This is a genomic window from Amycolatopsis sp. cmx-4-54 (genome assembly GCF_046548895.1).
Lineage (GTDB): Bacteria > Actinomycetota > Actinomycetes > Mycobacteriales > Pseudonocardiaceae > Amycolatopsis.
On record NZ_JAEBEJ010000008.1, the window covers coordinates 169,420 to 184,327 of the forward strand.

At 69.3% G+C, this 14,908-nt stretch carries 11 protein-coding genes; 5 read left to right on the forward strand and 6 right to left on the reverse strand.

Going from position 1 to position 14,908, the window contains the following annotated elements:
• Positions 1–81 precede the first annotated feature (81 nt).
• A complete protein-coding gene (locus ACLJQ7_RS26110) occupies positions 82–1,209 on the forward strand; it encodes a CapA family protein (RefSeq protein WP_410650801.1) in 1,128 nt (375 codons plus the stop codon).
• A 57-nt stretch (positions 1,210–1,266) separates the two neighbouring features.
• Here ACLJQ7_RS26110 and ACLJQ7_RS26115 read toward each other — a convergent pair whose 3' ends face one another.
• Positions 1,267–2,292: a family 2 encapsulin nanocompartment cargo protein polyprenyl transferase gene (locus tag ACLJQ7_RS26115; protein WP_410650802.1), complete on the reverse strand. Its 1,026-nt coding sequence runs from the start codon at positions 2,290–2,292 to the stop codon at positions 1,267–1,269.
• A 452-nt stretch (positions 2,293–2,744) separates the two neighbouring features.
• Between ACLJQ7_RS26115 and ACLJQ7_RS26120 the strand changes: the two genes are divergently transcribed.
• Positions 2,745–3,509, forward strand: coding sequence for a hypothetical protein (locus ACLJQ7_RS26120; RefSeq protein ID WP_410650803.1), 765 nt, complete (start codon positions 2,745–2,747; stop codon positions 3,507–3,509).
• Between the two features lie 4 nt (positions 3,510–3,513).
• Positions 3,514–4,773 (forward strand): DUF6923 family protein, encoded by a 1,260-nt coding sequence (locus ACLJQ7_RS26125; protein WP_410650804.1) that lies wholly within the window; start codon positions 3,514–3,516, stop codon positions 4,771–4,773.
• Positions 4,774–4,782: 9 nt separating this feature from the next.
• Here the strand turns inward: ACLJQ7_RS26125 and ACLJQ7_RS26130 are convergent, their stop codons facing one another.
• Positions 4,783–5,799, reverse strand: a complete 1,017-nt coding sequence (locus ACLJQ7_RS26130) for an autoinducer 2 ABC transporter substrate-binding protein (protein ID WP_410650805.1) — start codon at positions 5,797–5,799, stop codon at positions 4,783–4,785.
• A 270-nt stretch (positions 5,800–6,069) separates the two neighbouring features.
• Between ACLJQ7_RS26130 and ACLJQ7_RS26135 the strand changes: the two genes are divergently transcribed.
• Entirely contained in the window at positions 6,070–6,543 is a 474-nt protein-coding gene (locus tag ACLJQ7_RS26135; protein WP_410650982.1) for a DUF4396 domain-containing protein, read from the forward strand.
• 208 nt (positions 6,544–6,751) lie between these two features.
• Here ACLJQ7_RS26135 and ACLJQ7_RS26140 read toward each other — a convergent pair whose 3' ends face one another.
• The 4 genes from ACLJQ7_RS26140 to ACLJQ7_RS26155 form a co-directional block, all read right to left on the reverse strand.
• On the reverse strand, positions 6,752–7,972 hold the full coding sequence (locus tag ACLJQ7_RS26140) for a glycoside hydrolase family 88 protein (RefSeq protein ID WP_410650983.1): 1,221 nt from the start codon (positions 7,970–7,972) through the stop codon (positions 6,752–6,754).
• A gap of 94 nt (positions 7,973–8,066) precedes the next feature.
• A complete protein-coding gene (locus ACLJQ7_RS26145) occupies positions 8,067–9,452 on the reverse strand; it encodes an FAD-binding oxidoreductase (protein WP_410650806.1) in 1,386 nt (461 codons plus the stop codon).
• A 196-nt stretch (positions 9,453–9,648) separates the two neighbouring features.
• A complete protein-coding gene (locus ACLJQ7_RS26150) occupies positions 9,649–10,875 on the reverse strand; it encodes a hypothetical protein (RefSeq protein WP_410650807.1) in 1,227 nt (408 codons plus the stop codon).
• 272 nt (positions 10,876–11,147) lie between these two features.
• Positions 11,148–14,099, reverse strand: a complete 2,952-nt coding sequence (locus tag ACLJQ7_RS26155; protein WP_410650808.1) for a BTAD domain-containing putative transcriptional regulator — start codon at positions 14,097–14,099, stop codon at positions 11,148–11,150.
• A 143-nt stretch (positions 14,100–14,242) separates the two neighbouring features.
• Here ACLJQ7_RS26155 and ACLJQ7_RS26160 point away from each other — a divergent pair, with 143 nt between their 5' ends.
• Positions 14,243–14,899 carry an SH3 domain-containing protein gene (locus ACLJQ7_RS26160; RefSeq protein ID WP_410650809.1) on the forward strand — a complete coding sequence of 219 codons (657 nt, stop codon included), beginning with the start codon at positions 14,243–14,245 and terminating at the stop codon, positions 14,897–14,899.
• Positions 14,900–14,908: the final 9 nt, after the last annotated feature.

Below are 14,908 nucleotides of genomic sequence, written 5' to 3' on the forward strand. Positions count from 1 at the left end.
TACTCCGCGATCAGGCGTGACGCTGTCCAGTGACCACCCGTAAGGCAGGATGGAGGGACCTTCACCCGATCGAGGGAATCGATGTTCAGCTCCCGTGCCCGTCAGACCACCGCCCTCCTCGGCGCCGCCCTCCTGCTCGCGGGCTGTTCCGGCGCGCCGGAACAGCCGCCTTCGCCCGCCACGTCCGAGGCGCCGGCGGCGAGCCAGGCGCCGGACGGGTCGTTCACCGTGGTCGCGACCGGTGACGTGCTGATCCACCCCGCGCTGACCGAGCAGGCGAAGGAGGACGGCGGCGGCAAGATCGACTACCGGCCCCTGCTGGCCGGGATCAAGCCGCTGATCTCCGGTGCCGACCTCGGCATCTGTCATCTCGAAACCCCGCTCGCGCCGAAGGGCGGGCCGTACAGCGGCTACCCGTCGTTCAGCGCGCCGCCCGAGATCGTCGACGCGCTCAAGGACACCGGGTACGACACCTGTTCGACGGCGTCCAACCACACGATCGACCAGGGCGTGGACGGCGCGACCAGGACACTCGACAAACTCGACGAGGCCGGGATCAAGCACACCGGTTCGGCGCGTTCGGCCGAAGAGGCGAAGAAGCCGCTGATCGTCGACGTCAACGGCGTCAAGGTCGCCCAGCTCTCCTTCTCCTACGGGTTCAACGGGATCAAGGTGCCAGCGGGCAAACCCTGGCTGGTCAACCAGACCGACGCCGAAGACGTGATCGCCGAGGCCAAGGCCGCCCGGAAGGCGGGCGCGCAGGTCGTCCTCGCGAGCCTGCACTGGGGCACCGAATACCAGCACGACCCGACCGCCGAGCAGCGCTCACTGGCGAAGAAACTCCTCGGCGACGACTCGATCGACCTGATCATCGGCCATCACGCGCACGTCGTGCAGCCGTTCGAGCAGATCAACGGCAAGTGGGTCGCCTACGGCCTCGGCAACAGCGTCGCCCGGCATTCGGAGCCGAAGGGGTCGACCGAACAGGGCGCGGCCGCGCGGTTCCGGTTCGTGCGGGACGGCGAACGCTGGAAGGTCGACAAGGCCGAATACGTCCCGACGCTGGTCCGGCTCGGTCCGCCGATCCGCCTGCTCGACCTGACCACCGGCCAGGCCGGGAACGCCGGCGCCGAAGCGCTCAAGGCCACCGACGAGGTCGTGCTCAGCCGTGGCGCCGGTGACCAAGGGCTGACCCGGCCCGGTCGCTGACCTGAGGAGGACAGGGGTGGGCCCTTCCCGCCCACCCCTGCCTTACCGCGCCCGCCTTCAATACCGTCGCCGCACCACCAGTTTCGCGAGGGCCGCGAGCTCGGCGCCTGGGCGGGGCACCGGGTTCGAGACGGCGAGGTGATGCAGCGCGCCGGTCAGGAGCGCGTCGGCCTGCTCCTGACTCCACGCCCGGCCGCCCGCCCGTTCCACCAGCTCGGCCGCATGGGGCAATTCCGCGGTGTCGAGGGTTTCCTTGCGGTACAAGGCATCCAGTTCTCGCCCGGCGTCCGTCCCCGAGTGGAGCGCGGCCACCACCGGCAGGGACTTCTTCCGGTTGGACAGATCCGAGTGGACCGGTTTCCCGGTCACCGCCGGATCGCCCCAGATCCCGAGGAGATCGTCGATGTGCTGGAACGCCAGCCCGAGCGCCCTCCCGTACTCGGTCAGCCGGTCGACCTGATCCTGCCTCCCTTCCCCGGCCAGCGCCCCGAGCGTGCACGACGCCCCGAGCAACGCGCCGGTCTTCCCTTCGGCCATGCGTACGCATTCGGCGGTGCCGACGTCACCGAGCTCCTCGAACTTCAGATCGGCGCTCTGGCCTTCCAGCAGATCGATCACGGCGGTGCTGAGCACCCGCAGCGCGGTTTGCCCGAACGGGGACAGCACCTCGAAGGCCCGGCACAGCAGGGCGTCCCCGGCGAGGATCGCCGCGCCGGTGCCGAAAACGGTCCAGGCCGTGGGGCGGTGCCGCCGGGTGGTGTCGGAGTCCATCACGTCGTCGTGCAGCAGGGAGAAGTTGTGCACCAGCTCCACCGCGACACCCACCGGGACGGCGATCTCGGCGTCCCCGCCGACCGCCTGCGCCGACAACAGCGCCAGCGCCGGCCGCAGGGCCTTCCCGCTGTCCGAAGTGGACGGACGACCGTGTTCGTCCCACCAGCCGAAGTGGTAGCCGGCGATGAGCCGCATCGATTCGGGCAGGCCGTCGACCGCGTCGCGCAGTGCCGGGTCGAGCAGATTCCGGCTCCAGCTCAGCACTTCACCGGCTGGCCGGGTGCCGGTATGGGTCTCGGTTGTCGTCAACGGACTCCCTTTCAGTCGACCCGGTGAACTGCTGTTTTCCGCAATTCGTGATACCCATTCGGGTAGGGCAGGGGCAAAGTCAACATAGCAAGGGGTAATGCCCGGACAAACAACTCGATCGGGTCTGCGGAGAGGTTCACCTGATTGCCGGGCTACTCCGGACGCGCGCACCGGAGACGGCCGTTCGGGCGCCGGAGCTCCGCGAAATGCCGGTATACGGCGGGGTCGGTGACGTCTCGTGGTGGCCGCTCACTCGGTCGTGAAGCCGAGCTCTCCGACCGGTGACGCGCCTTTCCGGCGCGTATCGAAAATTGTGCCGAGTGCTGAGAAATTGGGCCGAGCCGGTGATGATCCGCTTTTTGTTGTCCGCCGCTGGTATGAATTGATTCAACCGGTCTTTCTGTTCGGGGAAGGGTGAACTAGCTTCAGCAGTCTCCGCGGGAAGGACTCGAATGGGTATTTACCTGACCGGCATCGCCTGGGTCGTCGGCGCGGCGGCCCTCGCGTGCTTCGTCGGCTACCTCGTCCGCAGGTTCGGCTGGGACGAGGGGCGGCCCGACAACAACGACGCCGCCGGTCAGGTGTTCACCATCGTCGGCGGGCTGCACGCCGTCCTGGTCGCGTTCATCCTGATCTCGCTCTTCGACTCCGCGAGCGCGGCGCGCGAGGGCTCGTACCACGAGGCGGACAGCCTGGTCGCCGCGGTCTGGGCCGCCGATTCGCTGGGGACCGAGGTCAAGGACGAGGTGCGGAAGCTGAGCGTGGAGTACATGACCACGGTCGAGCAGAAGGAGTGGCCGCTGATGGCCGGCGGGGAGACGAGCATCCCCGATCTCGGCTGGACGCAGCTCGACAACCTGCGCAAGGCGGTGGACAAGGCCCCGTCGGACGACGACTGGGTCCGCGAGCGCAAGGCCGAGGCCGCCACTCAGCTCTGGCAGGTCTACGAGGCCAGGCAGGACCGGCTCAACGCGGTCGTCGGCGGTCGGGTCGGCGGTGTCGTCTGGTTCGCTCTCATTCTCGGCAGCCTCATTTCGGCGTTGCTGCCCAACCTGTTCGGTGGTACCCGCCTGGCCGCGCACCTGGTGATCGTGTCCACGCTGGCCGGCACGGTCACGTTGCTGCTGTTCGCGATCTACCAGCTGCAGAACCCGTTCGGCGGTGGTGTGCGGATCCCGCCGGACGCGTTCACCTCCGCGCTGGCGAGGATCTCTTGAGCCGGTGAGCACTGTGGACCGGGTGACGCGGACGGCGGCGACGGTGGCCGTCGCCGGTCTGGTGGGAGCGTCCGCCTTGCTGGCCCCGACGGCCGCGCGCGCCGCCGAGTCCTGTCTGGTGGTGCAGGCGGAGACCGGATCGCACGGGAAGTCGAAGCTGCGCTGGCTCGACGCCGGATCTGGGACCACGTCGCGCGTCACCGAGCCGGGCTACCGGCTCAACGCGCTCGGTTACTCCGCGAAGCGGAACCTGGTCTTCGGTGTCGCGGAAGGACTCAGCCGCGGCGCGCACGCGGTGACGATCGACCGTGACGGGAAAGCCCGGGACCTCGGGCCGATCACCCGAGCCGGGAACCGGCTGCCGTTGTGGAGCCCCGTCGCCGGAGTGACCGCCGGCGCGATCGGCGGGAATTCCTGGTACCTGCTCAGAAACGGCACACTGTACACAGTGGACTTAACGCCGGGAGAGCGATACCTGCGGGTGATCAGGACGGTGTTCCTGCGACCCATCACACTCGCGCACGACGTCAACGATTTCGCGTACCACAACGGATTGCTGTACGGCGTGTCCACCACCTGGCGCGGGAAGGGTGCCGTGATCACCATCGATCCGGCGTCCGGCAAGGTCCGCGAAGCCGAAGACGCGCGCTTCCCGCCCGCCGACGTCTACGGCTCGGTCGTGCTCGGCCGCGACGGCGCCCTGTACGCCACGGCGAACCGGATCGGCGGGCGCAGCGTGCTCTACCGCCTCGACCGAAGCGGCCAGGTGAACGTGGTGCGTTCGGGTCCGCCGCTGGCGGCTTCGGACGCCGCGGGCTGCCTCACCGCGCCCGAGCCGCCGAAACCGGAACCGCCCAAGCCGGAACCGCCCAAGCCGGAACCGCCCAAGCCGGAACCGCCCAAGCCGGAACCGCCCAAGCCGAGTCCGACACCCACGCCGACACCCTCTCGGACTCCGACGCCGTCGCCCAGCCCGTCTTCCACGCCCTCGCCCAGCCCCTCTCCGTCGCCGAGTTCGAGTCCTTCACCGACTCCCTCGCCGACGCCGTCGTCGAGCCCGGCGCCCACGCCCGCTCCTCCGGTGGTCCCGCCGCCCGCACCCGCGCCGAAGCCGTCTCGTTCGGCCATGCCCCGGGAACGGGAGGAGGCGGCGGAGACCGATTCCCTCGCCCGCACGAAGGAGAAGCGGCGGTGGGGATTGACCGCGCTGGTGCTGATCCTCGGCGGCGCCGCGGCCGCGGGCGCCGTCCGGCGGGCCCGGTGAGTCAGTGAGTCAGTACTTGAACTGGTCCACGTTCTCGCGTGTGATCAGCAGCGGGTCGCCGAGGAGCACGGTCTTCGTGGCCTCCTCGTACTTGATGGCGGGGAGTTCGAGGTTGACCTTGTTCGACGGGCTGAGCCGTTTGCCCTCGGCGATCTGCTTGCCCGCCCACGCGGTGAGGTAGCCGAGCGACTCGACGTTCCACAGCACCGACAGCGACGCGGAACCGTCCAGCAGATACGGCTTGATCGCCTGCGGCGTCCCGACGCCGACGGTGAAGACGCGGCCGATCTTCTGCTGCGACCGCACCGCCTCGGCGACCCCGGGCGCGGACGTCGTGCATTCGCCGACCAGGCCGGTGAGGTCCGGGTACTTGGCCATCAGCCCTTTGGCCAGCGCGGTGGCGTTGTCCTTGTCCTCGCCGGCGTAGACCGTTTCGACGAGCTGCGCATGGGGATACTCCGTAGCGGTATACGCGCGCTGGACGGCGATCCACGCGTTGAGGTTCTCGGCGGTCTCACCGCAGGAGACGATCGCGTACTTGCCCGCGTTCCCCATCTTCTTCATCAAAGCGTCGGTGAGCGCCTTGCCGATGCCTTCCGGGGTCGCCTGGTTGACGAAGAGCTCGCGATCGGTGCCGGGCGCGTCGGTGTCCGAAGTGATCACATGGACGCCCTTCGCCCGCGCCTCGGTGATCGCGGGGGCAATCGCCCTCGGATCGTTCGGCGCGACCGCGATGACGTCCACCTGCTGGTCGACGAGGCCCCGCACGATCGAGACCTGCGCCGCGGGGTCCACTGTGACCGGACCGGTCGAACTCCATTCGACACCGAGCTGCTTGGCCGCGGCCTGCCCGCCGGTGTTCATCGCCTCGAAGTACGGGATGCCCGCGACCTTCGGCACGAAGGCGATCCGGATCGGCTTCGCCGCCGTCTCCGCCGGTTCTTCGGCACCGCAGCCGGTCAGCCCGGACACCATGCCCAAAGCGAGCACAGCGGCAACGACGAGCGTCTTCGTCGGCCCTCGCATCTCCACCCCATAGTCACGGAACTACCTGAACCAGCCGATCGGTCTACGCGCGGTGGAGACCTCCGGCGAAACTAGGGGTCTTCGGTTACCCCGGTCAACCGGATGAGCGCAAAGGGTTACGGAAGTGAGTTCATCGACCTGGGCTGATTACCGGGTCGGCCTACGGGGGTGACGGTGAGCGATCGCGAGACGCGGATCACTGCGCCACATATACGGGTGGGGGGTATGGTGTCCCGCATGAACGAGACACGGCATGGAGCAAGCTGGTCGATGGCGGCGTCGGCGACCCTGCACTGCCTCACCGGCTGTGCGATCGGTGAGGTCCTCGGCATGGTGATCGGCACGGCGCTCGGCCTCGGCAACGTGGCGACGATCATCCTCGCGGTGGCGCTCGCCTTCGTCTTCGGCTACGCGCTGACCATGCGCGGCGTGCTGAAGTCGGGCCTGCCGTTCGCGACCGCGCTCAAGGTCGCGCTGGCCGCCGACACCGTGTCGATCGCGGTCATGGAGATCGTCGACAACGGGGTCATGCTGGTGGTGCCGGGTGCCATGGAGGCCGGGCTGGCGAGCCTGCTGTTCTGGGGCGCGCTGGCGTTCGCGCTGGCCGTCGCGTTCGTGCTGACGGTGCCCGTGAACAAGTGGATGATCGGGCGCGGGCTGGGGCACGCGAAGGTCCACGCGCACCACGGCGGGCATGGTGACCACAGTGGTCACGAGGGCCACGAAGGTCACCACGCGCGCTGAGCGCACTTCGCGGCCAGGCGCGGCCGGCCGGAAGGTCCGTGAAGGCCTCCTTCACTACCTTCAGGGATGCCGTGCCAGGAGCGGGCCGTTCCCAGCGCGCGGGGGTGCGCTGAGCCCGTCCACCAAGTGCGTTGCGAAAGCCACTTTCGCAACGTTGAAGGTTGCGAAAGTGGCTTTCGCAACGCACCCGGAGGGCCGCGACGCGGGGTCAGACGCTCGACAGGTCGATCGCCTTGTCGATCTCCGTCGGCATCAGCACCCGCAGAAGGCCCTCCAGCAGGTAGTAGTCGGCGTAAGGCAACGAAACCTCGACGCCGTCCTCGGCGCGGCGGTTGCGCGTCCCCCGCGCCACGATCGCCTCGGCGCGGCTGGACTTCGTGGTCAGGCAGGTGTCGCACAACGCGGTGAGGATCCGGATCGCCGCCTCGCGGTAGTGCGGCCGGTTCGCGACCTTCGCCAGGTCGAGCAGGCCGCACGCCATCACCGCGCCGGCCGACGAGTCCTTGATGTCGTGCGGAGCCTGCGGCGCGAGGTAGTCCCACACCGGCACGTTGTCCGGGGTGAGAGCGCGCAGCGCGAAGTCGGCCAAGCGTTGCGCGGTCCTCAGGAACAGCGGGTCACCGGACCGCCGGTACATCGTGGTGAACCCGTAGATCGCCCACGCCTGACCGCGCGACCAGCAGGACGTGGGGCTGTAACCCTGCACGGTGTCCGGGCCGATTTCGGCGCCGGTGCCGGGATCGAAATCGAACACGTGCGGCGTCGAACCGTCCGGGCGCAGGAAGACCCGTTCCGTGGTCTTCGCGTGGGAGATGGCGATGTCGAGGTACTTCCGGTCGCCGGTCTGCTTGCTCGCGAAGGCCAGCAGGTCCAGGTTCATCATCGTGTCGATGATGACCCGGCCGGCGTTGGTCGGCGTGCCGAGCGCGCCCCATGCCCGGATGAACTTCCCCTTTTCGTTGTAACGCTGGATGAGCGACGCGGCGGCGTTGAGCGCGCCGGCGCGCCATTTCTCGTCGCCGGTGAGCCGCCAGCCGGTCACCCACGACGGGTAGAAGAGGAAACCGAGGTCGTGGTCCCGCGTCTCGTACTGGCGCGGAGCGAGCTTTTCCGCCGACGCCATGGCGAGGGTACCGAATTGCGGGTCGCCGCTGTGGATCGAGGCGAGCCACAAGGTTCCCGGCCAGAATCCGCCGATCCAGCCACCGTTCTGCGAATAGGTCCATTTCTCGAATCGGGTGATCTCCGGAAAGGCCGTCACGCCGGGGGCGACGGCCCGCAGCTTGGTCACCGCGTAGTCGGCCGTTCGGCGGAAAGTCCTTAGGCCGTCGGATAATTCCTCGGCCGCGCCGGCGGCCGGGGTGATCGTCGTCGCCGCGACGGCGGCACTGGCGGCGGTGGTCAGCAGGGTTCGCCGGGAAACGCTCACAATGCCCGCCATTCGTCAGTGGGAAATGCGTCACGGGAGTTTCGCACGACGATCACGGCATTGTGAAGACCATTCATGGTTGTGAATAAAAGGCTCACTCAGCGGGACGGATGTTCGCGTTGTGCCGGAACACGTTGTCCGGGTCGTACACCGCCTTGATGGCGGCCAGCCGCGCGTACTTCTCCGCGCCGAACGCCGTGCGCACCCGGTCTTCGTCGTATTCGTTCATGAAGTTCAGGTAGCCGCCGTGGTTGTTGGAATGCGGCAGGATTTCCTCCCACAGCTTCCGCGCCCAGACGCGGTCCGCGGCCAGGAGTTCCGGTGTCGGGGCGGTGGCCGCCAGACTGATGACGAAGCCGGGCGTCCGCGGCCCGCCGAACGCGGTCGCGTCGTCGTGCACGGTCGAGAACGTGTCCTGCAACGGCACGATCGGCAGCACGGTCGTCGGCGATGCCTTGTCCGGCAGGCGGGTGGCGATCAGGTCGATGACCTTTTCGGACAGGGACGCGACGTAAAGCGACTTCTCGTAGGCGAGGATGCCCCGAGGCGCGGTCGGGTCGAGCAGCTTCTGCAACTCCGCGTACGGCATCGGGGTGACCAGTTCGAACGCCGCGGGCAGCCCGCCCCGGATCCGTTCGACCAGCCGGCCGTGCCGTTCGGGACCGTCGAAGCCGGCGACGACGAGCGCGAGACCCGGCGCGAGGTGAAGCTCCGGCGGGACGAACGGCGCGGGTGGCGCGTTGAGCCCGACGAGCATGGAACCGGTGCCGGGCGGCAGCGACGCGATCACGTCCTTCGCCAAGCGCATCGCCTCGGGCGCGTCCGCCAGCGTCCAGAAGAACATCCCGACCTCGGCGAGGCCGACCCGATGCAGCCGGAACTCGAATTCCGTGACCACACCGAAGTTCCCGCCACCGCCGCGCAGCGCCCAGAAGAGATCCGGATGCTGCGCCTCGGAAGCCCGGAGGATCCGGCCGTCGGCCGTCACCACCTCCGCCGAGAGCAGATTGTCGATCGTGAGCCCGTGTTTCGCGGTCAGCCAGCCGAAACCACCGCCGAGGGTGAGGCCGCCGACGCCGGTGTCACTCACCGTGCCGCCGACCGTCGCGAGCCCGTGCCGCTGCGTCGCCTCGTCGACGTCGGCCCAGACGGCGCCGCCGCCGACCAGCGCGGTGCGGGTGTCCGGGTCGACGGTGATCCGGCGCAGGCCGCCGAGGTCGATCACCAGACCGTCGTCGACCACCGCGGAACCGCTGAAACTGTGCCCGCCGCCGCGCACGGTGATCTCGAGGCCCTTTTCGCGGCCGAAGGCCAGCGCGGTGACGACGTCTTCACGCGTGGCGCATTCGGCGACCACCGCCGGGCGCCGGTCGATGTCCCCGTTCCACACGGCGCGGGCGGCGTCGTAACCGGGATCGGCGGCGGTGACCACCGCGCCGGACAGCCGGTGGCGCAACGTGGTCGTATCGGGCGCGTTCATGGGGACCCCCTCAGGTCGTGGCTACCGCCCAGTCTCGATGGCGGACGCCCCGGCCCCAGGTCCGCCCGCGCGGGAAAAAGGGCGGACGAAAGGGCGAAGGCCCGGCGTTATGGGGTACGCCGGGCCTTCGCGGTCTGTGTTCGGCCTTTGACCCCGCGACCGCGATCGACGTCGGCAGGCGAACGGGTTCAGGGGGTCAAGAGCACTTGGGCGCCACCGGCAGGTCCGAGCCGGTCTGCAGGTAGGTGTCGGAGATGTAGTGCCCAGGGCCGATCCGGTCCCAGACGTTGCTGGTGCCGAACTTGCCGGTGACGGTCTCACCTTCGACGTAGCACTCGATGTTGACCTTCGCGTAGTTCGCCGCGAGGCCCTTGATCGCCGCGCTGGTGCTCGCCGAGGCCCGGACGTTCATCGGGTCGCCCGCCGTGCTGACGACGCCGGTCGGGCCGGAGCCGGTCCACAGGTACGAGACGTTGACCCAGCCGTTGTCCGTCATCTTCAGGCCGTCCCAGAAGGTGCCGTCCGCGAGGTCGATCCCGGCCGGGTTGGCCACCTTGCGGCCGAACTCGTCCTTGCCGCCGTTGTAGCCGTCCTGGTACGCGGCCTGCGCCTCGGGCTTGCCCTGCGGCAGGTTCTTCCACATCTGGCGGGTGGCCGACGGGTTCCAGTAGTCGTCCTTGGTGTTCCACGGGCCGACGTCCCACACCGGCGCGTACTCGCAGCGGCTGTTGTCGGTGCGGCAGACGCGGACGGTGTAGTTGCCGGTGTTCTTCGGCGCGAGGCCGCGGCCCGAGGGGAGGGCGACGAAGTGGTCGCGGGACTTGATCACGTGGCCGTTGGCGGTGGTGCCGCCGACGAGACCCTCGCGGGTGCCGTAGACCTTGTACGTCAGCGCGGCGGCGGCCGCGCCGATCGCGTTGACCTGCGGGCCGAGCTCACCCTGAAGGGTGACGTCGCTGACCTTCGCGGTCACGCCGTCGGTCACCGTGCGCAGTCCGACGCGGACCTGGACCGTGGAGACGGAGGCGGACAGCTGGGCGGCGCCGCCCTCGGTGGGCGTCCACTCCGTCCAGTCCTGGGAGTTGAGCTTGCCTCGGACGTCGACCTCGACCTCGGTTCCCTTCGGCGCGTCGGCGGTCACCTGGGCGGTGACGCGGTTGACCGGCTTCCCGAGCTTCTGCTCGGCCAGCAGCAGGTAACCCTGGCTGCCGACGGAGTCGGGTTTTCTGTGCCAGGCGGCGTTTTGCAGGCTGAGCACGCCGCCGTCGCTGCGCACGTTGACGTCGTCGCCGTCCACAGTGGACAGATCGGCGCGCCAGCTGCCTTCGGGCGCGGCGTTCGCGGGGCTGGCGGCCAACGCGGTGACCGCCCCCACGGCCAGCACGGCCGCCATCACCCGGCGGGCCTTAACGGTCCGGACCATTCCGGTCTCCCTTCGAGCACTCTCGGTTGCTACGAAGGGAGCTTCGCCGGGGCGTGTACACGATCGATACAAAGCAAGCGTGCAAGGTTTCAGAACGTAGCCGGTTTGGAGCCGCGTCGAGTACATGAAGGCCCCCTTCCTGTACCTAGGCGCAAGGAAGGGGGCCTTCATGTACTCGACAAGGGTGTGAAGGTCGAGTTCCCTCGGCTGAGCCGTGGGAAAGGACTCCTTCACGGACCGGATCCACGTCCGTCCCGAACCGCGCGAAAAGGTCAGGCGCTCGCGGAATCGCCGTACGACGCTTCGGCCGACTCCTGAAGGCGCGAAGCGAGAGCGGATTCCTGTGGCCGCGCGGAGAGTTCCCGCCACAACGCCAGCGCGCGCTCCGAATACGTCCGCGACCGCTCGGGCTGGCTCAGCGCCTCGTGTAGTTCCCCGAGTAGTTGGGAAACCTCGGCCTCGGACCGGCGGTCCCCGTTGCGCCGGTGCACGCTCAGCGAATTGACCAGCAGCAGTTGCGCGTGGGCCAGGTCGCCGCTGTGCAGATACAGCTCGCCGAGGTTCTGGTTCGCGTAGCCGACGCAGTGGTCGTCGCCGAGTTCGTTGAAGATCGCGATGGCGCGGTCGACCCGCTCCCGCGCGCCCGCGAGGTTGCCCTGATGCTGGCGCAGCATGGCGAGCCGTTTCAGCGCGTGCGCCTCGCGGTGCCGGTCGCCGATCCGGGCGGCCTGGTCGAGAGCCTCGGTGAACCAGCGTTCCGCGTCGGCGAACCGGCGCCGCGCCAGCCACACCGCACCGATCGCGATCCGCGCGACGGCTTCGCCGTGCGGATCACCGGCCGCCGAGAACTGGTCGAGCGCCGCGTGGCAGTGCTCCAGCGCGACCGTGTCCTCGCCCTTGATCCGCAGCACGGTGCCGAGCCCGGCCAGCGCGATCGCCGCGCCCCGCGCGTCGCCGATCTTGTCGAACAGCAGTTGCGACTGCTCGAACGCGACCAGGGCCTCGGCGTAACTGTCCTGGTAGAGCTGGATCTGCCCGAGATTGCGCTGGATGATCGCCTCGCCGCGGACCTCGCCGGACCGGCGGGCGGCGGCCAGCGCGACGGCGTGCGTGTGCATCCAGTCGTCCTGATGACCGCGCTGGTCGAAGTACGGCGCGAGCGCGGCGGCGAGCCGCCAAGCCAGCGAGTCGAAGCCCAGATCGGCGGCCAGCGAGACGGCGGCGACACAGGTGTGCCGCTCGGCGGCGAACCACGCGGCCGGATCCTCGATCAGCTGCGCGGTGCCCGGCGGCAGCGTGGGCTGGACGGCCGTGTCGTCCCGGTAGAGCCCGAAGAAATGGATCGGCATCCGGTCCGCGGCTTCGACCGCGAGCGCGAGATAGCCCTCCAGCACCCGTTTCGTGGCGTCGCGCGCCTTCGACGGCACGTCCTGCGCCCGGAGTTCGAGGGCGTAACACCGCAACAGGTCGTGCAGGCGGTAGCGAGGCTCGCCGGTGGCGTCCGAGCCGCTGAGCTCGACCAGATGAGCGTCCACCAGTACATCGAGGACGTCCTCACCGTGTCTGCGGCCGAGCAGTGCCGCGACCACCCAGCCGGGGAACTGGACCGAGCCGAGCCCGCCGAGGCCGCGGAACGCGGTCGCCGCCGACATCGGCAGGAGGTCGTAGCTGAGCGTGACACTGGCCCGCACGGCGAGATCGCCGACGCGGAGTTCGTCCAATCTCCGTCTTTCGTCCCGCAGCCGGTCGGCCAGCACGCGCAACGTCCAGCCCGGACGGTGGGTCAGCTTCGCCCCGGCGACCCGGATCGCCAGCGGCAGATACCCGCAGTGGCGCAGGATCGCGGTCGCGCACTCCGGCTCCGCGGCGACCCTTTCGGTGCCGACGATGCCTTCGAGCAACTTCGCGGCCTCGGCTTCGGGCAGCAGATCGACGTCGACCGGGGTGGCCCCGGCCAGATCCGGCATCCGGACCCGGCTGGTGATCAGCACCGCGCAGGAACCCGCGCCGGGCAGCAGCGGACGGACCTGCGCCGCGCTGCCGGCGTCGTCGAGGACGACGCACATCCGCAGGGTCGCGAGCCGGGAACGCAGCAACGCCGCGCGCTCGGGAAGATCACGCGGCAGTCCCGCGTCGGGGACGCCCAACGCGCGGAGCAGCTCGGCGAGCACGGTCATCGGGAGGCGCGGCGAGGTCGACGTCCCGGCGAGGTCGACGTGCAGCTGACCGTCCGGGAAGTCGTCACGGACCGCGTGCGCCACCCGGATCGCGACGGAGGATTTGCCGATCCCCGGCGCCCCGGACAGTACCGCGATCGCGGGTTTTCCCTGTTCACGGCGGTCGTGAAAGAGGCCGACGAGTGCGCTGACCACTTCGTCGCGGCCGGTGAAATCCGGCAGGTCCAACGGCAGCTGGCAGACCGGCGTCATCGGCACGGTGAGGGCGGCGGCCACCGCGTCCTGGGTCGCGGACGGTGTGAGGACCAGCGATGCCCGCAGCTCCCGCAGCCGCGGTCCCGGTTCGGTGCCGAGCTCGTCGGCCAGCACCTTCTCGGCCGTCTCGTAGGCTTCGATCGCGTCGGCCGTGCGGCCGTCGGCCCGCAGCGCGACGATCAGCTGCTGCCAGAGCTCCTCGCGCAGGGGATGTTCGGTGACCAGGCCGCGCAGCTCGGCGACGGCCTCGGCGGTCCGGCCGAGTTCGATCCGCGCCCGTAGCCGTTGTTCCTGGACCGCGAGCCGCGATTCCGTCAGCCGGGCGACGGTCGCGCCCCAGCCGTGGTCGTGGGGGAGACCTTCGAGGACCTCGCCGCGCCACAGCGCTTCGGCCTGATCCAGCAGGCCCAGCGCGGATTCGGCTTCCCCGTAGCCGAGCGCGTCCTGCGCGCGGGCGGCCAATTCGCCGAAACGGATGTGGTCGATTTCGTCGGGGGTGGCCTTGAGGATGTAGCCGGATGCCCGGCTTCCGATGCGCTCCCCGAGTTCGGGGTCGTGATCGGCGAGGCGTTTGCGGAGTGAATGGACGTAGGTGCGGATGTTCGCCGCCGCCGAACGGGGAGCCGACGAAGGCCACAGGACCTCGATCAGCAGTTCGGTGGAGACGACGACGTTGGGCTGGAGCAGGAGAGCGGCCAGCAGCAGCCGGGGTTTTGGGCCGCCGAGCGGCACCACCTGCCCGTCCACCGCCACTTCGAGCGGACCGAGAACGCGAAACCCGAGAATAGTCACCTAAACCGCCAATACGGCAGGAGCCCCATATCCGCCGATAATATTGCCGTCCCGCCATGGTTGGCTAGATCCATTCGCATGCATGTGCAGACAGCCGTCGGCGTTTGTACGTGATGTGTACGACGCCGGTCGACGCTGACGCCATGAAGCGTTCAAGTGTCCGGCGGCTCGCCGGTTTCTTTCTCGTGCTGGTGACGGCGGGCGCCCTGGGCCTCGCCGGAGCCACTCCCGCACTGGCCGCGGCCACCGGGACGGTGAAGACGGCGGGTGATCCGCTGAACGTCCGCCGCGCCCCGAGCACTTCCTCGACCGCGGTGCGCACGGTGGCCAACGGTGCCACGGTGACCATCGACTGCCAGACGATCGGGACCTCGGTCACCGGTCCGCTGGGCACCACGACGTTGTGGGACTACGTTCCCGCGCTCGGCGGCTACATCTCGGACGGTTACGTCTACACCGGCTCCGACCAGCGGATCGCCCCCGACTGCGGAGTCGGTTCCGGCAGCGCCGAATGTTCCACCGGGGTCTGTGCGGGCGAGGGTCAGTTCCGCTCGTCGGACGCGCATTTCCTGGTCTACGACCAGAACGCCGACGGCAAGTCGGCCGTGGTCGCGTATTGGCTGAAGGGCGGCGCCGGCCCGTTCTACGTCTGGGCCTCCGGCGGCAACGGCACCCACGTCGACAAGGCCGTGCCGGTCGCGAAGGGATCTTGGGTCTATTACAAGGTCTGCGTCGCCGACGCCGCCGCGAATCCGGCGCTCGAGGCCTGTAGTAGCGGCATCACCGATTACGCCGCGTGAAATCCCTCC

What these genes read in the sequence shown, in the direction of transcription:
- ACLJQ7_RS26110 (WP_410650801.1), top strand. Translation starts at nt 82, where the DNA reads ATGTTCAGCTCCCGTGCCCGTCAGACCACCGCCCTCCTCGGCGCCGCC.
- ACLJQ7_RS26135 (WP_410650982.1), top strand. Translation starts at nt 6,070, where the DNA reads ATGGCGGCGTCGGCGACCCTGCACTGCCTCACCGGCTGTGCGATCGGT.
- ACLJQ7_RS26120 (WP_410650803.1), top strand. Translation starts at nt 2,745, where the DNA reads ATGGGTATTTACCTGACCGGCATCGCCTGGGTCGTCGGCGCGGCGGCC.
- ACLJQ7_RS26130 (WP_410650805.1), bottom strand. Translation starts at nt 5,799, where the DNA reads ATGCGAGGGCCGACGAAGACGCTCGTCGTTGCCGCTGTGCTCGCTTTG.
- ACLJQ7_RS26160 (WP_410650809.1), top strand. Translation starts at nt 14,243, where the DNA reads ATGAAGCGTTCAAGTGTCCGGCGGCTCGCCGGTTTCTTTCTCGTGCTG.
- ACLJQ7_RS26150 (WP_410650807.1), bottom strand. Translation starts at nt 10,875, where the DNA reads ATGGTCCGGACCGTTAAGGCCCGCCGGGTGATGGCGGCCGTGCTGGCC.
- ACLJQ7_RS26145 (WP_410650806.1), bottom strand. Translation starts at nt 9,452, where the DNA reads ATGAACGCGCCCGATACGACCACGTTGCGCCACCGGCTGTCCGGCGCG.